Consider the following 18,356-nt stretch of genomic DNA (forward strand, 5'->3'; position numbering starts at 1 on the left):
TTTCACCAATTGTATCATAAAACGCAATCTCTGACCTTTAATTACCGAAGTAAATTCTAACTTTCGAACCTTCCTTTACTTTGGCACCAGCTTCTGGCGATTGTTTAATTACTTTCTCACCCTCACCGCTTACATCAAGCTGCAGGTCTACAAGTTGCGTTTGTAAATCTTTCTTCTTCATCCCAATTAAATCTGGAACTTCTATTGTAGGTGTATCGCCCCATTTATATTCCTTCTCAACTTGTTCCTTACGTGGTTCTACTCCCATAACAGGAAGCACATCTCGAAGAATATTCCCGACAATTGGCGCAGCAACAACACCACCAAATTGCGTAACTCCTTTTGGATTATCAACCGCAACATACACAACAATTTGCGGGTCATCTGCTGGAGCAAATCCAATAAAAGATACAATATAATTGTTATCTAAATACTTTCCATCTTTTACCTTTTGGGCAGTTCCTGTTTTTCCACCCACACGATATCCGTCAATATATGCGCCTTTACCAGAACCTTTCGCTACTACATTTTCTAATGCATAACGAACTTTTTCCGATGTTTCCTTGGAAATAACCTTCTTTTTCGCAACTGGTGTTTTCTTCCTTACAACTTGATTATTCGAGGGATCAACAAACTCTTTCGCAATATACGGTTGGTACAACGTCCCACCATTTACAGCTGCTGCTACTGCAGCAACTTGTTGAATAGGTGTCACAGAAACTCCTTGCCCGAAAGAAGTAGTTGCTTGTTCAACAGGACCAACCTTATCTAAGTTAAATAAAATCCCTTTCCCTTCCCCCTGTAAATCAATTCCTGTTTTTTGTCCAAATCCAAAATCACGAATATATTCGAATAACTTTTCTTTCCCAAGTCTATCTCCAAGCTCAATAAAACCTGGGTTACAAGAATTTTGAACAACTTCTAAAAACGTTTGGCTGCCATGCCCCCCAGCTTTCCAACACCGTAGCCTAGCGCCTCCAACTTCAGCTGCTCCATCATCATAAAACGTATCTTTCTCCAAGTCTACTAATTTTTCATTTAATGCGGCTGCAAGTGTAATGATTTTAAAAGTCGATCCCGGCTCATATGTACTCCATACAGGCAAGTTTCGATTAAACACTTCTGGCGAAACACTCTGAAAATCTGCGGGGTCAAAACTTGGTCGGCTCGACATCCCTAAAATCTCACCATTTTTTGGATTCATTGCAATTGCTATCATACCATCTGGGTTATACGTAGAATCTGCGATATTCATTTCTCGCTCGATAATCGTATTGATTCGAGAATCAATTGTTAATTTTAAATCTAAACCAGATTCTGGTTTTTTAAAATCATCTCCGACATTCGGCATTCTTTGCCCTTTTGCATCCGCAAAAAAACGCACATGGCCTTTATCACCATTTAATTCTTTATCATAATATGCCTCAAGTCCCATAAGCCCTTGATTATCAATACCTGCAAAGCCTAGTACGTGCGATAAATATTTTCCAAACGGATAATATCGAATAGAATCCTCAGCAATATAAATGCCTTTTAAACTTAAAGCTCGTACTTCCTTTGCTTTATCATGAGAAATTTTCCTTCCACCTTTATCCAATCTTACAATAGACTCTTTTTTTGTAATCCGTTTATAAATTTCCTCTTTTTGCACACCTAAAACTGCAGCTAACTTCTCTGCAGTCTCTGCTGGTTTTTCAATTTGCCTTGGTACAACAAAGACAGTCGGTGCACTTTTATTGGTTGCAAGCGCCACACCATTTCGATCTAAAATTTTTCCCCGCTCAGGTTCAAAAGTAATATTACGACTCCATGAATCTTTCGCACGATCTGTTAACATATTTCCAAGAAAAAACTGCACATATCCAAGACGAATATCAATGATTGTAAAAATGAGTATACCTGATATCAGTATAAAAATAAGCCGTTTTCTAACTGTTACATTCGATACACGCATATTGGAACAAGCCCCCTTTACGCCTAGCTTGTTCCAATATATGCTTGTACCTATTCAGATAGAACTGCTTACTTAATATGCACCTACAATATTAATATTATGGATTTTCCGCCTCTTGCTGCGGTTCGAGTGGCGGTACAAGTGTTACAGCCAACTCTGTACCAGGTTGTAACGGCGTCCCTTCCGCCACACTTTGTTCTGTCACATATCCTGTGCCAGATGGCTTCAAATTCAGATTTAACGTTTTAGCTAAATTCATTACATCACGCAGTGCCCATCCTTGTATGTTCGGCATCAACGGTTTATCTCCTACTAAGAAGACCCGATCGCCCTTCAATGTTTTTTCAGTCGCTTTCGGTACCTGTTGTTTTACTGTTCCTTCACCTAGTATAATTGGACGGAATTTAGCTTTCTCTAATGTTGCTTTTGCCTCTTCCATCGTTTTTCCAGTCACATCTGGAACAACCGCCTGTTGCTCTTTCACATATTTCTTTGAATCTTTCACTTCATTCGGTTTAATCTTCAAATACTCTAAGCTATTTTTTGTTACAGATTTAAACATTTCTGCAAGAGGTTGAGCACCATATTCATTATCTTTTAATTTCGGTTGTTTAATTGCAAGGTAAACGATTAACTGTGGGTCCTCCATTGGCGCCATACCAAGGAATGAGAAAATATAATTTTCCTTCCCTGTCATATATCCACCTTTTCCATCCGGAATTTGTGCTGTTCCCGTTTTACCACCGACAGAGTATCCATCGATTTTATACGCATTCCCTGTTCCTTTTGGTGATGTGACCACTTGTTCTAATAGTTGTCTTACTTGTGCTGCTGTTTCTTTTGTAACTGGTTGTCCTACTTCTTCTGGTTTGTTTTGTAATTCTGCTTTATTCGTTATTGGATCTACAATTCGATCAATGGTATAAGGTTTCATCATTTTCCCATCATTTGCGATTGCAGTCGCAGCTTGTACAAGCTGTATCGGTGTTACAGTAGATCCTTGTCCAAACGCTGTTGTTACCTGTTGAATTTGCTGGTCAAATATAATTGTATTTTTTCCCTCACCAGGTAAATCAATACCAGTCTTTTCATCCAACCCGAATTTATGAATATATTGACGGAAACGCTCTGGGCCAAGTTTTTGATCTGCTAAAATAGCAAATGCAACGTTAGAGGAACGCTCAACACCTTCATCGAATGTAATAGATCCCCAACCTGCCCCACCATTATGGTCTTTTATTTTACGATTTCCAACTGGATACGTACCTGACTGGTAGTATTCTTGACCGTTATACACACCTTCATTAATCGCTGCAGCTAGTGTGAAAATCTTCATTGTAGACCCTGGCTCATATGCATTTGCAATTGGATCATTTAAAAAGTATTCAATATCACGCTTATTTGGATTATAGCTAGGTCGACTAGACATTCCTAATATTTTTCCTGTTTTCGGATCTGCAACTACTCCAATTAGCATTTCAGGTTCATAGTGTTGATCAGCTGCCTTCATCGCCTCTTCTAAAAAGCCTTGAATTCGTTGATCAATTGTTAAATACACATTTTCTCCATTTTTTGGTGGCTTTACGCTTTGCTTTCCACCATCAAGAGAAACTCCCCTACGATCTCCTGTATATGCTACACTTCCATTTTCAGCACGTAAGTACTTATCTAGACTTTTTTCTAATCCAAATTTCCCCTCCGCAATTCCCGTCTTGTCGTCAGGCTTCGCATAGCCTAATACATAAGAGGCAAAATCACCATTCGGATATACTCTAGCCTTTTCTGTAACAAATGAAATACCTGGTAGCTTAAGAGCTTCTATTTGTTCTTTCGTTTCTTTCGTCAAGTTCTTTCCTAATGCTCCGAACTCTACTTGACTCTTATCTTTGTTTAAAGCACTTAAAATTTCATCTTCGCCTTCTCCTAGTACACCTGCGATTTTTTTTGCGGTATCCTCTTTATCTTTTACAGGATCCCCGCCTTTTAACTCTGCAACAATCTTGTATGAGTTCGCATCTTGCGCTAACACGTGTCCATTTTGATCATAAATTGTCCCGCGATTCGCTTCAAGTACACCATTTTTATTATGCTTGTCTTGCGCAAGTTTCTTTAAATCTTGACCATGTACTGTTCCTGTCGCTTGAATATAAAAGAATCGGGCTAACAACACCAAAAAGAGCAGGAGGAAAAATATCATAAAGTAACCTGCTCCTTTATTGGTATGAGATTTGTTCATATTCATCTTCATATTTTCTTCACACCTACTATATTAATGTAAACCTTTCACATTATTCGCATTAATTTCTAGCCCGTGTTTTTTTGCAATTTCTGCGATACGCTCATAGCGACTTAAGTTTTCTACTTCAGCTTGTAATTCTTGATTTATTTTTTGTTGCTCCACAATTGAGTTCTCTATTTTCGCTGCTTTCTCATTCACTTGGTACAACCCCGCTTTATTTCCAATAAAAGCAACGCAAGCATATAATAAAAACCCAACAAAAGCCACATACATCATTTTTTCAATTCTTGTAATCTTTGTTTTTACCTTTGGCTGTACTTTTTGCTGTGGAACTTGAGTTTGTTCTTGTACTTGTTCTTGCACTTGTTGCTGTTTATATTTTACAGCTAAATTTGTCATACCTCTCTCTCCTTTTTATCGTTTTTCAGCAATCCGTAACTTTGCAGAACGCGCTCGATTATTTTCTTCTAGCTCTTCCTCAGAAGGTAAAATCGGCTTTCGTGTAATGAGCTTTAGTTTTGGCTTAAATTCATCTGGGATAATCGGTAACCCTGGAGGAAGCTGCGGCGTTGAACTATTTCGTTTAAATGTTGTTTTACAAATACGATCTTCTAACGAATGGAACGTAATGACACTAACTCTTCCACCTGGCTTGACCATTTTAATCGCAGATTCTAGCGCTTCTTCAAACACTTTCAATTCGTCATTTACAGCAATCCGAATCGCTTGGAATACTCGTTTAGCAGGATGCCCTCCCGTTCTACGCGCTGGAGCAGGAATTCCTTCTTTAATTAACTCCACTAACTCTCCTGTTGTTTCAATCGTCTTATTCTCACGGTATGCCTCAATTTTCCTTGCAATTTGCTTTGAGAATTTTTCTTCACCATATTGGAAAAAGATTCTTACGAGTTGTTCATATGACCAGTTGTTCACAACTTCATATGCCGTTAATGAGGCATCTTGATCCATCCTCATGTCTAAGGGTGCATCATGATGATAGCTAAAACCACGCTCTGGTGTATCTAATTGTGGGGATGAAACACCTAAATCAAATAAAATACCATCTACTTCTGTTATTCCTAGTTCCTGTAGTTTTTCTGATAAATAGCGGAAATTACTCTTCACTGTTACAAATTGATCACCATAAGAAGAAAATTTTTCTTTCGCATTTTGAATCGCAATCTCATCTTGATCAAATGCAATTAATTTCCCTCCCTCTGTTAGTCGGGATAATAAATAAGAACTATGGCCTCCACCACCTAGCGTACAATCTACATATGTACCGCCCGGTTTTATATCCAAACCATCTACTGTTTCTTTTAAAAGAACTGTTACGTGTTTAAACATTGTTGCACCTACTTTTTGCAAAATAATTAAGTTAAATGTCTCCTTGTTTCGTTTAATAAACCACACAATGTGTTGGGAAATTCATACTCCGAAAACATATCACATCCAACTTAGCGTCAGTGGAAATCTAATATCCACAAATCGCAGTCTTACTTTATTATATACTAAATTTTATCATTTTTTGCGGGAAATTAAATAAAAACATGTCGAAAAGCACAATAATACGTTTACATTTTGTTCTATTTTGTCAAATGCACGTGTTCCATTACCAAGATTACACAATTGTTATTTCGTTTGATAATTCAGAAAAAATACTTTACAGTTAATTCCACAAATCAAAAATAAAATCCTGCTCCTAAGAGCAAGATTTTATAATTTTATAACATGATGTTTTCCATCCCAAGAGTAAGGTTGCTTCATCACACGTTCAACAAAGTCTAATCCAAACTGATTTAAATAATAGCATATATTCCATACCCGTTCTTGTGGCACACCTAATGGACGAAGCGCATATTGCACACGACGGAATTTATTTAACTCTACTTCATGTTTGTTCTCAACGCTCTGCTTTAACATTCTTTCTAGCAACTCAATTTGCTCTTTAATTTTTCTTTCATTCTTCTGAGCAAACGATTGTAGCCCTGGATCTACTTTTTTTACAAACGCTTGTAAAGAGATATGAGCATCCATCATTCGCTCCGTCGCTTCTATAAACTGCTTATCAATCGGTTCTTCTATTCGGTTAGAAAGCCACGCTTCACGTAACTTACTTATGTCATTTAGAAACGGCTCACTCTCTTGTAATTGCAAATCATGTAAATCTGTAACAATATCGCGTTCCATATAACTCATTGTGAGTCTTGGAACAACTGGTGGCACACGAAAACCAAACACGTGGAATACTTGCTGCAATTCACTCCAGTAAGCAATTTCACCCGGCCCTCCAATAAATGCCAATGTCGGGAATAGATATTCTTGCATAAGTGGTCTTGTTACAACATTATTACTAAAACGTTCTGGATTTTTCTCCATTTCCGCTATCAATTCTTCATACGAATATGAATACATACCACTTTTCCCAACAAATTTCCCATCCTCTTCTTCCAACAATACACGTTCTTCATCAATTTGCATAAATATGTGTACCGTATTTGATTTCGTTTCAATAATCGGTTTATATCCTTGCTCCCTGACTAATTGTTGTTGGTTTTGAAGACTCGTCTGCACTTCTTTATACCGACTTAATATTTGTTTAAAGAAGGACACTTCCAGCTTTCGTAAAACAGGATGATGAGAATCTACAAGGATCAAACCTGAATCCGCAAACAATTTCATAATAAGACGCGCAAAGAAGTCTACATACGTACGAGAATTCTGCAAAGCGTCTTCAACAAACTGTAATACATCCTTTGTAAAATTCGTTTCTGGGTATGTTTTAAAAATTTCTTGAATCCATTTTCTACAGTCTTCTATCGAAAGCTCAGATTCAGACGCACTTGCCTTTTTAGGATGGCGATCATGGAAAATTGTCTTTTTTATTTTTTTATTTTTCATTACAAATACATGATTGATTTCATCGATATCATGATCCTCACCAGCAATCCAAAAAACAGGAACAACACGTACTCCTAAACTCGCTTCTTTTTCTTTGGCAAGTTGTAAAATCGAGATGATTTTATGTACCGTATAAAGAGGCCCTGTTAATAGCCCTGCTTGTTGTCCGCCAACAACAACATATGTATTTTCATTCGCTAGCGCCTCTATATTCCGAAGAGTATCTTCTCCAGCATGTAAATGAGTATTATATTCTAATAAATGTGCCACTAAGTCTTGTCGGGAAAACTTCTTATCACGCAAGTCATGCAGACGTTGTCCGAATCCCTCTTCGGTTAACGGATAATCGAAGTATGCCTGCACTTCTTTCTTACCCTTCATATAGTCCGCCACAACACCTTGTAGTGGAACAGAGATTTCTTTTATCTCCATATAATTCTTCCTTTCCTATCCTGTTCTCTCACCAATCCAAATTGTAGTCAATGTTTCATGTAAAAGCAAAGAATATCTCTTATACTTCTAACCCCTTTATTGAATTGTATAAAAATTGCAGTGTGGGGACTTGTTTTTGTTGTTTCTTCGCTTCTTCGATTGCATAACCAATAATAGCATCAATTTCTGTTTCTCGATTCTCTCTTACATCAGCTAACATAGAAGATGTATTACTAGCTGTTGTTTCACATACACGACAAACTAATTGCCACAACTCTTCTTTCTCTTCCTCTCCTACAAGGAATACAACCTCCTTGAATGTCTGCTGCATCACTTTATAAAAATAAGGATTCGACAGTAACTCTCCGTTTCGCACACCAAATAAAGCTGTTAGCGGATTAATGCAGGCGTTTATTACAAGCTTATCACACATCATCTCTTTCCAATCTTCTTCTACTTTTACAGGAAAATATTTTGAAGAAAAACAATCTAATAGTGACTCAAATTGAGACAAATTACCATGTACCACACCAAATTTTGTAATCCCTATTCCTGTATGCTTCACTGTATATTCATTTTCTTTTTTTGCCCCATGCTCCACAATCCCGACTGCTACATTGTCACACTTCACTTCTTGCAAGATATCTAGATGAGACATGCCATTCTGTAAAAAAACAATCCGGCTTTGTTCTTGTATGAAAGGAAGTACATTCACTAGATGGTATTGTTTTACAGAAATAAATAAACAATCCATTTGTTCGCCCACAATATTCTCTACTGGCATCGCACTTATAAATACCGTTTCCAGCTCTCCCTTACGAAGGCAACTTATCCCTTCCTCCATTAACGTTTCAGCTTGTTCTGCCGTTCTTGTAAATAAGGTAACATCCTGTTTGTTCTTTTTTAAATAAAACGCAAAAAGCAGTCCAATCGCTCCTGGACCAACAATCCCGATTTTCATCTCTCTTTCAGAAGCTCCTAACGAGTACGAAAAGAAATACATTCCTTCCAGTAATTAGAGATCTTCTGATTCCCCCCTCTCTATACTTGTCCTGCCATCGATTATATCGTATTCATATTCCAACAATCGAAAGTACATTTCATAAATATGTATAAATTCCCTTCCTATGACTAGTGTAGCAAATACTAAAAAAAAATACTGAAAGAAATATTCGATTTCCTTCATAAAAATGAAAAAATGAGTTATAATATTATTGAAAATATTTATACTTTTCTTTATTTTATAAAAACAAGAAAAGGATGTGATCTAATGACATTCCCAAAAGTTGAGCGCTTGCTCATCAATTATAAAACGTTAGACGAATTTAAAAAATTTAAGGGCTGTGGTGCTCAAGAGCTCTCCATGTTTGAAGAATTACAGGCAAATATTATCGAAAACGGTAGCGAGTCTCCTTTTTACGGTATTTATTACGGCGGATCCCTTATCGCACGTATGAGCTTATACATGAGAAAACATGATGAATCAAATTTTGAGATTACTGGATCTTATGTAGAGCTTTCAAAACTTGAAGTGTTACCAAACTTTCAAAAACAAGGTTTCGGTCAAATGCTTGTGAACTATGCAAAACAACTGCAATTTCCAATCAAAACAACAGCTCGCATTCAATCTGCTACGTTTTGGGATAAACAAAATTTCAAGCAAGTATCAACGGCTGATGGAGAATTTTATATTTGGCACCCAGAAACTAATTTGAATGCGGTTACAAACGAAGAATCCGCATAAAATAAAAACAGCTGTTATTCAGCTGTTTTTATTTTTTCAACTTTTCTAATGTTTCATGCCCATGAATTGCATCCCTTCCTTTTGCTTCCAACACCATCACACTTCTTTTTCGATCGATATAATCAAGCAACGTACGATACTCTTCTTCATATACAGCTAAACGCTGAAGAAGTTGTTCTTTTTCTTTTTGCAACAATTCAATTTTTTGTTGAAATTCCATTCCTTCTTTTTCATCTTTATATTTTTGTAAAAAAGTAATTACATCCTCTAATGTAATTGATGCAGGCGGAAAATCCACCTCTTTCGGTTGTCTTACTTCATAATTTTCTACCTTTCGAATCTGTTTCGCCTCTTCAATACGTTCCTTGTATTGCTTTCTAACGTAAGAATTCCATCTAAACCCACATGCTGCGGGTGTACGAGATAAATGTCTACCCACTTCTTTAAATGCGGAAAGTTGCGTTCCGCCTTCACGAATATGCCGGAGTACCACTTCTGCCAGAAGCAAATCTTCATCATCAGTCCATGCATCTTGTCTTGTTGTCGCCATTCCTCTAGTCCTCCCTATGCATTTTTTATTAAACATATGCTGTTACTAGAAAAGATAGAATACGAACATGTAAAGAATATATTTTTCTTTCCCCTTTCACTTCATAATGATTGTCAAAAGGCATACTAAAAATCTCTTCTTACCTCTAATAGAAAAAAAACCAAAAAAAAATAAACGCAGAAGAATATCTTCTGCGTTTATTTTTTGCAATTACTTGCTGATTACTTCTTTACCTTTGTAAGTACCGCATGCTTTACATACACGGTGAGCTAATTTCGCTTCACCACAGCTTGGGCACTCTACCATACCAGGTACTGATAATTTGAAATGCGTACGACGCTTTCTTTTTACTGTTTTAGAAGTTCTTCTAAAAGGTACAGCCATTCTTCCCACCTCCTTAAAAGAAATAGTTATTTTCATATGAAGGCCTGAACCAGTCTTCCGATTATTTGTCAAAAAACTTTGCAAGTCCTGCCAACCTTGAATCAACAGGCTTTTCTTTGCTTTCTTCCGAAATCACTTGCCAGTCTTGACCTTGCGTCGGTGCTCCACCGGAAACATCATCACTGAAAATTTGCATTGGAATCTCCAAAAGTATATTCTCCTTGATTATAGGGAGTAAGTCAAGTACTTCTCCTTCTAAGCAATGGATTTCCGCTTCCGTTTCGTACTCTTCTGCTGAAGTTTGGAACACCTCAGTTGTTTTAATGTCAAATGGTAATGTTACATCTACTAAAGAGCGAGAACATGGCAACACCATGTTTCCAGTTATATGTAGATGAAACGTAAACTTACTGGAACCAAAATCAACTCTACCTGTTACATGAACAGGATTAATTTCGCGAATTTCTTTCTCGACTTCTTTTAGCTCACTTACATCTACCATCTCATCCAAAGTCAATCCTTTATGTCTCAATTTGTTCAATTGATGGATGGACCATTTCATATCATATCACCTCAAGGCAACAAACAAAATTATAGCTAGCCATTTTATATTTGTCAATGTTTTTTCTTTACACTATAATGAAGTCATTATAGGAAATAATATATAGATTATCATGTTTTTAGAAAAGATGCTACATCGAAAGGAGAGATTATCATAAAGGCAAGCGGTATTATTGTTGAATATAACCCCTTTCATAACGGTCATGTTTATCATGTGCAACAAACAAAAAAGTTAACACAGTCTGACGTTACAATCGCTGTCATGAGCGGATCATTTTTACAACGTGGTGAACCAGCCCTCGTATCAAAGTGGTATCGAACCAAGATGGCTCTAGCTGGCGGTATAGATCTTGTTGTTGAACTACCTTATGCATTTGCAACACAAAAAGCCGAAACATTCGCTAACGGAGCTATCTCTATTTTAGATGCCCTTGGCGTTTCTGAAATTTGCTTCGGCAGTGAGGATGGAGACGTTCAAAATTTCTATAACACCATTTCGTTACGCCAAAAAGAAAAAGATACTTTCAATCAACTTGTGCAGCAATTTATGAACGCTGGAAACAGCTATGCAAAAGCAACTTCCCAAGCCTTTTCACAAATTTTATCGGACGTCAATACGATTGATATGTCCCAACCAAATAATATATTAGGCTTACATTACGTCGAAGCAATTCTTTCGCAAAAGAGTTCAATTCATGCACATACCATTGAAAGGTTTGCTTCCCATTACCATGATGAAACCTTTCAAGATAATCATATCGCAAGTGCAACTAGCATTCGCAAACAATTATTTAGTAACAACCTTTCATGCAAAACCATCTATCCATTTGTACCAAATGATACTGCATCTCTTTTAGAATGCTATAAACAAACATATCATACGCTACATTGCTGGGAGAGTTATTTCCCATTTTTCAAATACAAACTTCTTACGATGTCTGCAAAGGAATTACAACATATATATGAAATAGAAGAAGGGTTGGAGCATCGTATTTTATCACAAATACATAAAAGTTCTTCGTTTCTTACTTTCATGGAAGCATTAAAAACGAAGCGCTATACATGGACTAGATTACAACGAGCATGTACACATATTTTAACGAATACAACAAAAGAAGAAATGGAAAAAGCACATATAGAACAACATGCACCATATATCCGTTTACTTGGTATGTCACAAAAAGGACAAACTTATCTTTCGAAACATAAAAAAAATCTAGGACTCCCGCTTCTTACTCATACGAAAACATTCAGGCATCCGGTTCTAGATATAGATCGAAAAGCAAGTGCAGTTTATTTGTCAGCACTCCAAGAACCTTTACGTACAAAATGTATACAAAAAGATATAACGCACCACCCTATTCGGTATGATGAAACAACAAATAATTTTTTGTAAAAAAACCTCTCTAGAACGAGAGGTTTACTTTTTTTCTGGCATTTTTTCTAAATATGCTAACGCATCATCTAGCGTATCTACCGGTATAATTTTCATCTTTGTTTTAATATCTTTCGCTGCTACAAGCGCTTCTTTATAATTCGACTTTGGCGCCCCTTTTTCATTTGGAGCAAAAAATATTTCCGCCCCTGCATCACTAGCTGCTACAACTTTTTGCTGAATACCACCAATCGGACCAATTTCTCCATTTTCATTAATGGTTCCTGTCCCAGCAATTTCATGACCTTTTGTCATATCTTTTTCAATTAATTGATTATAAATTTCTAATGTAAACATTAATCCCGCCGAGGGACCTCCAATTTCATGTGAATCGATTTTCACTTTTGGATCTACTACTAATTCCTTATAAGGAGCAATTGAAACACCAATTCCCACACGCCCCTTGCCATCAGGAATTTGTTTTAGCGTTAACTTTTCCGATAAACGCTTTTCCCCTCGAATATATTCAACATTTACTACGTCCCCTTCTTTTTTTCCTGTCATGTGCGCAATAAATGGCTCTATCGCCTCAAAAGGCTGACCATCGACAGCAACAATTACATCCCCAAGTTTTAATTTTCCTTCGGCGGACATATTTTTAGCAACCCCAGCAACTAATACCCCTTTTTCTTTAAGGGAAACGGAACGATTTGCACGTTTATAAGCATTATAAATCGCTGCATTTTGGGATTCTTTCATTGCATACGTTTGGCGAAACTGATATTCCTCATCACTCTCGCCTTTTTGTAAAATTTCCTCCGCTTTAGAAATATGATTATATTTATTAAATTGGGCAGCTATTAAATTTATAATATTCGCAGGCCCCATTGAAACTGTCACGAGCATAAAATCACCTGATTCTTTCTTTCCACCTTCAACTTGTACATATGGTTCTAATTTTGCTGCCATACCTGGTTTCGTTACATAATATGGAAGGCGTACATAGACTAGTAACATTGCCAATATAACTCCAATTAAAATTGCATATATAAACCGAAAACGCTTAAACATTATTTTTCTCCTTCCACTGCTCAATTAACAAATTAATTTTCTGAATATGTTTTTCAGCCTCTTGTTCGCCAACTCGAATAATATCTTCAATATGAGTAAAAGCACGAGAACTAAACTGTTCTACCGCCGGACGCATCATTAAATCTGAAGCAATTTGTCGATTAACAACAAGTTCATGTTGCATAATTTCAATACTTTGCATAATAACATCATAAATGGATGTAACGTCTCCATTCACCTTAATAGGAGATACATCTACCGCAATTACAATATCAGCGCCTAATCCTTTGACAACAGAGACAGGAATACGATCAATCACCCCACCATCTACTAATAAACGCCCATCTATTTTCTCTGGTACAAACACCCCTGGAATGGAAATACTTGCCCTCACCGCATCAGCAATAGAACCGCTTGTAAATACAACCTTTTCTCCCTTCAAAATGTCAGTGGCCACAACCGCAGTTGGGATATCTAACTCTTCTATTTTTTTATTATATGTAAACATTTTAATCATATCTTTTACACGTTTTCCAGAAATAAATCCCATTTTCGGTACAGTAAAATCCAAGTAGTACTTTCTTTTAAATACAGTCGCCATTCGGTAAAGCCTCTCAACGTTACAACCGGCCGCATAAAATGTCCCAATTAATGCGCCCATACTACTTCCTGCGATCATATCGATAGGAATATTTGCTTCGCGGAGCACCTTAATAATTCCTACATGTGCAAAACCTTTTGCACCTCCAGATCCAAGAGCTAAGCCTATTTTCGGTTCATTCATTTCTCTCACCCTTAAAATTTTTTCATCCTCTTTTTCATACTTATGGTCTAAACTCACCATGTATCCACGTATACTGAAATGAACATTTTTGGGACAAAGGGGGCTACGTTAAAATGTATGAAAAATGGAAAACAGCTTTTCTCACCATAACGATGCTATTTCTAACATTCTCTCTCGTACTTCACCCCCAGGCCGCTTTGCAATCTTCTATTCGCGGATTAAATATATGGTGGGAAGTTGTCTTTCCTTCACTATTACCTTTTTTTATCGTTGCGGAGCTTTTAATTAGTATTGGTGTTGTGAAATTTATTGGTGTTATATTAGAACCACTTATGCGTCCACTCTTTCGTGTGCCTGGTATTGGCGGTTTTGTTTGGGCAATGGGAATGGCTTCTGGCTTTCCCGCAGGCGCCAAATTAAGCGCCAGGCTAAGACAAAGTAATCAGCTCACACAAATTGAAGCAGAACGACTCGTATCATTTACAAACTCTTCTAACCCATTATTTATTTTTGGAGCTGTTTCTATTGGCTTTTTTAACAATCCAAAATTAGGTTTCATACTAGCCGCTGCACATTACCTTAGCAACTTTACTGTCGGATTGCTGATGCGTTTTTACGGTACTAACAATACTTACATAAAAGAAAAACAATCCACTCAAAAACGTTCTTTACAACACGCTTTTTCAATTCTTCATGAGACACGTTTACAAGAGAATAGACCAATTGGAAAACTACTTGGCGACGCAATTATCTCCTCTATTCAAACTTTACTCATGATTGGTGGATTTATTATTTTATTCTCCGTTTTAAATAAAATGATTACAGTCTTCCAACTCACAGCAGCACTAGCTTTTATTATGCAACATATTTTAACTTTCTTCCAATTATCACCACACTTTAGCATTCCCATCTTATCAGGACTTTTCGAAATGACACTAGGTAGCCAAATGATTAGCCAAACCACTCAGACTACAATTCTTGAACAAGCTATGGTGACAAGCTTTATTCTCGCATTTAGTGGTCTTTCTATTCAAGCTCAAGTAGCCAGTATTTTGGCCGAAACTGATATTCGCTTTAAACCATATTTTTTCGCAAGAATGATTCAAAGTATTCTCGCTCCACTGTATACTTTTATATTTTGGGTACCACTTTATGAAAAATTACATTCTTTTTCACCAAACCAACAAGATATTCCTGTATTTTTATCCAAGCATTCTTCTCTCCTTACAAATGCTTGGGAAATATTACTTTACTACGGCCCTACCTTTACACTATTTTGCTTATATGTATACGTTATTTTATTATTCTTACGCATAATAAACAGAGAAAAACCCCGTTCATCTTAACGGGGTTTGGAACTTTTCTTTTAAGGCACGCTCTACAGTAGGGGGAACAAGCCCAGCAACATTCCCACCATAACGAGCTACTTCCTTCACAATGCTTGAACTTAAAAATGAATATTGATTGTTCGTCATGATAAAAAAGGTTTCAATATTCTCATCTAATTTACGATTCATTGATGTAATTTGCATCTCATATTCAAAATCAGACACGGCACGTAAACCACGTAAAATCGCGTTTGCATTGCGCATTTTTGCATATTCAACTAACAATCCACTATGTGAATCAACCTTTACGTTCGGAATATCTTTTGTCGCTTCTCGAATTAACTCTAGGCGCTCTTCTACGGAAAAGAACGGTTTCTTAGAAGAATTATTTAAAACAACAACATAAACTTCGTCAAACACCTTCGCGCCCCTTTTAATAATATCCAAATGTCCAAGAGTTATTGGATCAAAACTCCCTGAAGAAATCGCTATACTTGTCATTCGGTCCCCTCACCTTCATACTTATAAATCGAAATCGCCGTAATACCATAATTTTCCGCCCTTACCTTTACAAGTTCCCCTATTTCCTCAGGTAAGACTACCTCATTCCCATGTTCCGCCATAATCAATCCATCTTTATTCAATAATCCATGTTGATCCATGACACTGATTAATGAAATAATCTTTTGATCTTTGTATGGTGGATCTAGCAGGATAAGGTCAAATGATAATTCACGTTTAATCAGAGCCTTTACAGCACGCTCTGCATCATTTCTGTATACTTCAGCTTGATCTTGTATTCTGCAGCTTTCTAAATTTTGGTGAATGACCTTCACTGCTTTATTATCTCGATCAACAAAAATCGCTTTATCAATCCCTCTGCTAAGCGCTTCGATTCCAAGCCCTCCGCTACCTCCAAACAAATCGAGGGCAATCCCTCCTTCGAAATAAGGACCAATCATATTAAAGATGGATTCTTTTACTTTATCTGTTGTCGGTCGCGTGGTATTACCTGGCACAGCCTTAAGCGGATGCCCTTTACATTTTCCAGAAACTACTCTCATTCGCTGTCACTACCTTTATTTCAATCTATCGAGCGATTATTCACCTGAGTAACCGCTATCATTCCCCACTATTTTCCGGGTATTCTTCCACTACAGGATAACCGAATCAGCTACCTATTAAAAATAGCATTTTATTTTAATGGGTAACATTTCATGGTAACTTTTCCATATTCCATATGTACATTTATATCATTATTTGTAAATAAGATTTCCTCTACTCACAGAGGGCTCCCTTTACCTTTTTTATCCTATCATAAAATAAAAGAAAGAAAAATAAAAAGCCTACGATAAATTTTAAATTCATCATGTATATCTTCATTGAGATTGGACATAAATAAATATAACAACATCACCTTCGATGTTGTTGCCAACCGCGGAGAAGACTTACGTTTCCCCATAAGTTCTTCCTCCGGTTTCTCCTCTCCCTTTGCCTTCTTACTAGTACATACTAGTATAAGAAGGGCCCTGCTTTGCAGGGTTTTTTTCTTTGCCTTCTTTTCATTTTAAAAATGAAATGATACAGTAAAAGAAAGAGGAGGAAATAATATGATTCAACGTTTTATTGAACTAGGAGCAGGCTACTCCGATTTATATGAATTACTTGAAATTGCAAAAACAAATAAAGATCGTGTATCTCACATGTTACAATTCGAAACTTTAAAAAACGACAAAAAAGTATGCTCACTTGTTGTTGTTCTTAAACCAACAGTGGTTGGCAATTTCCAACCACTATACATATGCCGCGAAGGGATTCCCATGCTTGAAAATAAAAAAAGCAAACGAGTTATTTTATTCGAAGAAACGGCTGAACAACTTGGGAAAAACGTTACTTCTTTTTCCGTAAAGCCTTCTACAATTTTCCCAGAAAAAGAATTATATTTTAATCACCTTATCGGTATTTTACGAATGAATCATTTCATTCCTCCAATGCAGTAGCACTTTTTGATACTCATTGTATTTTGATTTACGTAAAGAAAACCCCCACCAAATTAAGTGGGGGTCTTTCTCTTTAACTATAGTCGTATTCTTTCGCGCGATCTGGACGTGAATTTTCAAATTCCGTTTTAAGAAACGGGCGATATGATTGCTCTATTTTTTTCACAAAAGGAAGTTTATTTAGTTTTTGCATCATATGCTCTATTTGTTCCATATCACAATATACGACTGCATATTTCAATCTCTTTGATATGTAATGTATATTACCATATTTTCTTAAAATCTTGGCATGTTTCAATGAATGTAAATAAACAATCATACTTTGTCGTTGCCCGAACATAATCTTCTCCATCTTCTCCTTTTATATACTCATATTCTTGTATCTTATAGAATAACAATCAGAAATTTTCGAAATTATAGTACGCTGTAGAACAAGTTCTGTATACGGTTTCTTTCCATATTCTAAAAAACGGGGCACATCACCCCGTTTTTTTACAACCACAACTTCCACCAGAGCCACAACCGCCTCCGCATCCACCTGCATCAAAAAACGGATTTCCAGTCGGAACTTTAATAGCAGATGATACTTCAGAACCAATTGCTACACTGACTTCATCTAATAGTTTTTGCAAAGCATTTTCTGCCTTTTTAAAAGCAGCTACCTTTTCATGCAAGTCTACAGAACGTTTTAACTCTCGCATATTTTTCGAAACGAAAGTATAATCAGGATGGTATTTTCCAAAGCGTTGCACTTCTTCATATCGCTCTTTCATTACTGTAAATTGACCAATTAATGTTTGAGCCTCCAAATCTCCCTGTAACGCCTTATAACACTCACGATAACTCTCTGCTATATCTGAACAGACAATCGCTTTTGCAAGCTGTTCTGCCTCGTCTAATATCATTACGCTTTCAAGCGTCGCTACAATCATGAGAGACACCTCCGAGTATCCATCATAACACATTTAAAGCAGAACTACTAATTTGAATATCACATCTCTAGATAAAGTGAAACTTTAATCAGTGGGGGTTT

General features: G+C 36.7%; 19 protein-coding genes. 4 read left to right on the forward strand and 15 right to left on the reverse strand.

The genetic code is table 11. The annotated features are described in order from the left end of the window. Positions 1 to 37: 37 nt before the first annotated feature. The 6 genes from CN373_RS04355 to CN373_RS04380 form a co-directional block, all read right to left on the reverse strand. The gene (locus CN373_RS04355; RefSeq protein ID WP_001266220.1) at positions 38 to 1,954 is read right to left on the reverse strand and encodes a stage V sporulation protein D; all 1,917 of its coding nucleotides are present in this window, start codon (positions 1,952 to 1,954) and stop codon (positions 38 to 40) included. 97 nt (positions 1,955 to 2,051) lie between these two features. After that, positions 2,052 to 4,202: a PASTA domain-containing penicillin-binding protein gene (locus CN373_RS04360; protein WP_000783463.1), complete on the reverse strand. Its 2,151-nt coding sequence runs from the start codon at positions 4,200 to 4,202 to the stop codon at positions 2,052 to 2,054. Positions 4,203 to 4,223: 21 nt separating this feature from the next. Further along, entirely contained in the window at positions 4,224 to 4,592 is a 369-nt protein-coding gene (ftsL, locus tag CN373_RS04365) for a cell division protein FtsL (RefSeq protein ID WP_000182810.1), read from the reverse strand. 15 nt (positions 4,593 to 4,607) lie between these two features. After that, on the reverse strand, positions 4,608 to 5,540 hold the full coding sequence (gene rsmH / locus CN373_RS04370; RefSeq protein ID WP_033664784.1) for a 16S rRNA (cytosine(1402)-N(4))-methyltransferase RsmH: 933 nt from the start codon (positions 5,538 to 5,540) through the stop codon (positions 4,608 to 4,610). Between the two features lie 369 nt (positions 5,541 to 5,909). Continuing rightward, on the reverse strand, positions 5,910 to 7,526 hold the full coding sequence (bshC, locus tag CN373_RS04375) for a bacillithiol biosynthesis cysteine-adding enzyme BshC (protein ID WP_098358882.1): 1,617 nt from the start codon (positions 7,524 to 7,526) through the stop codon (positions 5,910 to 5,912). Positions 7,527 to 7,605: 79 nt separating this feature from the next. Then, on the reverse strand, positions 7,606 to 8,487 hold the full coding sequence (locus CN373_RS04380) for a 2-dehydropantoate 2-reductase (protein ID WP_033664782.1): 882 nt from the start codon (positions 8,485 to 8,487) through the stop codon (positions 7,606 to 7,608). 309 nt (positions 8,488 to 8,796) lie between these two features. Here CN373_RS04380 and CN373_RS04385 point away from each other — a divergent pair, with 309 nt between their 5' ends. Continuing rightward, positions 8,797 to 9,270: an N-acetyltransferase gene (locus CN373_RS04385; RefSeq protein WP_000143833.1), complete on the forward strand. Its 474-nt coding sequence runs from the start codon at positions 8,797 to 8,799 to the stop codon at positions 9,268 to 9,270. 28 nt (positions 9,271 to 9,298) lie between these two features. Here CN373_RS04385 and CN373_RS04390 read toward each other — a convergent pair whose 3' ends face one another. From CN373_RS04390 to CN373_RS04400, 3 genes are all read right to left on the reverse strand, one after another. Then, positions 9,299 to 9,820 (reverse strand): RsfA family transcriptional regulator, encoded by a 522-nt coding sequence (locus CN373_RS04390; RefSeq protein ID WP_000246471.1) that lies wholly within the window; start codon positions 9,818 to 9,820, stop codon positions 9,299 to 9,301. Between the two features lie 210 nt (positions 9,821 to 10,030). Further along, on the reverse strand, positions 10,031 to 10,204 hold the full coding sequence (rpmF, locus tag CN373_RS04395) for a 50S ribosomal protein L32 (RefSeq protein WP_001984764.1): 174 nt from the start codon (positions 10,202 to 10,204) through the stop codon (positions 10,031 to 10,033). A 61-nt stretch (positions 10,205 to 10,265) separates the two neighbouring features. Next, positions 10,266 to 10,766 carry a YceD family protein gene (locus tag CN373_RS04400; protein WP_098358883.1) on the reverse strand — a complete coding sequence of 167 codons (501 nt, stop codon included), beginning with the start codon at positions 10,764 to 10,766 and terminating at the stop codon, positions 10,266 to 10,268. 153 nt (positions 10,767 to 10,919) lie between these two features. On the opposite strand from CN373_RS04400, the gene CN373_RS04405 reads away from it, so the two are divergent. Further along, positions 10,920 to 12,161, forward strand: coding sequence for a nucleotidyltransferase (locus CN373_RS04405; RefSeq protein ID WP_111901828.1), 1,242 nt, complete (start codon positions 10,920 to 10,922; stop codon positions 12,159 to 12,161). A 24-nt stretch (positions 12,162 to 12,185) separates the two neighbouring features. Here CN373_RS04405 and CN373_RS04410 read toward each other — a convergent pair whose 3' ends face one another. Together CN373_RS04410 and CN373_RS04415 are read right to left on the reverse strand one after the other, a co-directional pair. Further along, positions 12,186 to 13,211, reverse strand: a complete 1,026-nt coding sequence (locus tag CN373_RS04410; protein ID WP_000476292.1) for a SepM family pheromone-processing serine protease — start codon at positions 13,209 to 13,211, stop codon at positions 12,186 to 12,188. Then, positions 13,204 to 13,995, reverse strand: a complete 792-nt coding sequence (locus CN373_RS04415) for a patatin-like phospholipase family protein (RefSeq protein WP_033664780.1) — start codon at positions 13,993 to 13,995, stop codon at positions 13,204 to 13,206. Before CN373_RS04415 ends, CN373_RS04410 begins: the two co-directional genes overlap by 8 nt. A 113-nt stretch (positions 13,996 to 14,108) precedes the next feature. Here CN373_RS04415 and ylbJ point away from each other — a divergent pair, with 113 nt between their 5' ends. Beyond that, positions 14,109 to 15,341, forward strand: coding sequence for a sporulation integral membrane protein YlbJ (ylbJ, locus tag CN373_RS04420; protein WP_000273107.1), 1,233 nt, complete (start codon positions 14,109 to 14,111; stop codon positions 15,339 to 15,341). On the opposite strand, the gene coaD is transcribed toward ylbJ, so the two are convergent. Both coaD and rsmD read right to left on the reverse strand, forming a co-directional pair. Continuing rightward, complete coding sequence (gene coaD, locus CN373_RS04425) at positions 15,333 to 15,824, reverse strand: pantetheine-phosphate adenylyltransferase (RefSeq protein ID WP_000200600.1); 492 nt, start codon at positions 15,822 to 15,824, stop codon at positions 15,333 to 15,335. The two genes, ylbJ and coaD, sit on opposite strands and share 9 nt — an antisense overlap. Then, a complete protein-coding gene (rsmD, locus tag CN373_RS04430; RefSeq protein WP_001266991.1) occupies positions 15,821 to 16,387 on the reverse strand; it encodes a 16S rRNA (guanine(966)-N(2))-methyltransferase RsmD in 567 nt (188 codons plus the stop codon). Before rsmD ends, coaD begins: the two co-directional genes overlap by 4 nt. Before the next feature lie 546 nt (positions 16,388 to 16,933). Here rsmD and CN373_RS04435 point away from each other — a divergent pair. Continuing rightward, positions 16,934 to 17,323 carry a DUF7147 family protein gene (locus CN373_RS04435; protein ID WP_000616002.1) on the forward strand — a complete coding sequence of 130 codons (390 nt, stop codon included), beginning with the start codon at positions 16,934 to 16,936 and terminating at the stop codon, positions 17,321 to 17,323. 73 nt (positions 17,324 to 17,396) lie between these two features. Here CN373_RS04435 and CN373_RS04440 read toward each other — a convergent pair whose 3' ends face one another. Then, positions 17,397 to 17,663 carry a YlbG family protein gene (locus CN373_RS04440; RefSeq protein WP_026049165.1) on the reverse strand — a complete coding sequence of 89 codons (267 nt, stop codon included), beginning with the start codon at positions 17,661 to 17,663 and terminating at the stop codon, positions 17,397 to 17,399. 139 nt (positions 17,664 to 17,802) lie between these two features. After that, positions 17,803 to 18,255, reverse strand: coding sequence for a YlbF family regulator (locus CN373_RS04445; protein WP_000634368.1), 453 nt, complete (start codon positions 18,253 to 18,255; stop codon positions 17,803 to 17,805). Positions 18,256 to 18,356: the final 101 nt, after the last annotated feature.

Source organism: Bacillus cereus (genome assembly GCF_002561295.1).
GTDB lineage: Bacteria > Bacillota > Bacilli > Bacillales > Bacillaceae_G > Bacillus_A > Bacillus_A cereus_S.

Bases quoted from the DNA above. Each gene is read 5' to 3' on its own strand.
- CN373_RS04385 (WP_000143833.1), top strand. From the start codon at position 8,797: ATGACATTCCCAAAAGTTGAGCGCTTGCTCATCAATTATAAAACGTTA.
- CN373_RS04355 (WP_001266220.1), bottom strand. From the start codon at position 1,954: ATGCGTGTATCGAATGTAACAGTTAGAAAACGGCTTATTTTTATACTG.
- CN373_RS04435 (WP_000616002.1), top strand. From the start codon at position 16,934: ATGATTCAACGTTTTATTGAACTAGGAGCAGGCTACTCCGATTTATAT.
- CN373_RS04390 (WP_000246471.1), bottom strand. From the start codon at position 9,820: ATGGCGACAACAAGACAAGATGCATGGACTGATGATGAAGATTTGCTT.
- ylbJ (WP_000273107.1), top strand. From the start codon at position 14,109: ATGTATGAAAAATGGAAAACAGCTTTTCTCACCATAACGATGCTATTT.
- ftsL (WP_000182810.1), bottom strand. From the start codon at position 4,592: ATGACAAATTTAGCTGTAAAATATAAACAGCAACAAGTGCAAGAACAA.
- rsmH (WP_033664784.1), bottom strand. From the start codon at position 5,540: ATGTTTAAACACGTAACAGTTCTTTTAAAAGAAACAGTAGATGGTTTG.
- CN373_RS04380 (WP_033664782.1), bottom strand. From the start codon at position 8,487: ATGAAAATCGGGATTGTTGGTCCAGGAGCGATTGGACTGCTTTTTGCG.
- CN373_RS04445 (WP_000634368.1), bottom strand. From the start codon at position 18,255: ATGATTGTAGCGACGCTTGAAAGCGTAATGATATTAGACGAGGCAGAA.
- rpmF (WP_001984764.1), bottom strand. From the start codon at position 10,204: ATGGCTGTACCTTTTAGAAGAACTTCTAAAACAGTAAAAAGAAAGCGT.
- CN373_RS04415 (WP_033664780.1), bottom strand. From the start codon at position 13,995: ATGAATGAACCGAAAATAGGCTTAGCTCTTGGATCTGGAGGTGCAAAA.
- CN373_RS04360 (WP_000783463.1), bottom strand. From the start codon at position 4,202: ATGAAGATGAATATGAACAAATCTCATACCAATAAAGGAGCAGGTTAC.
- CN373_RS04440 (WP_026049165.1), bottom strand. From the start codon at position 17,663: ATGTTCGGGCAACGACAAAGTATGATTGTTTATTTACATTCATTGAAA.
- bshC (WP_098358882.1), bottom strand. From the start codon at position 7,526: ATGGAGATAAAAGAAATCTCTGTTCCACTACAAGGTGTTGTGGCGGAC.
- CN373_RS04400 (WP_098358883.1), bottom strand. From the start codon at position 10,766: ATGAAATGGTCCATCCATCAATTGAACAAATTGAGACATAAAGGATTG.
- rsmD (WP_001266991.1), bottom strand. From the start codon at position 16,387: ATGAGAGTAGTTTCTGGAAAATGTAAAGGGCATCCGCTTAAGGCTGTG.
- CN373_RS04410 (WP_000476292.1), bottom strand. From the start codon at position 13,211: ATGTTTAAGCGTTTTCGGTTTATATATGCAATTTTAATTGGAGTTATA.
- coaD (WP_000200600.1), bottom strand. From the start codon at position 15,824: ATGACAAGTATAGCGATTTCTTCAGGGAGTTTTGATCCAATAACTCTT.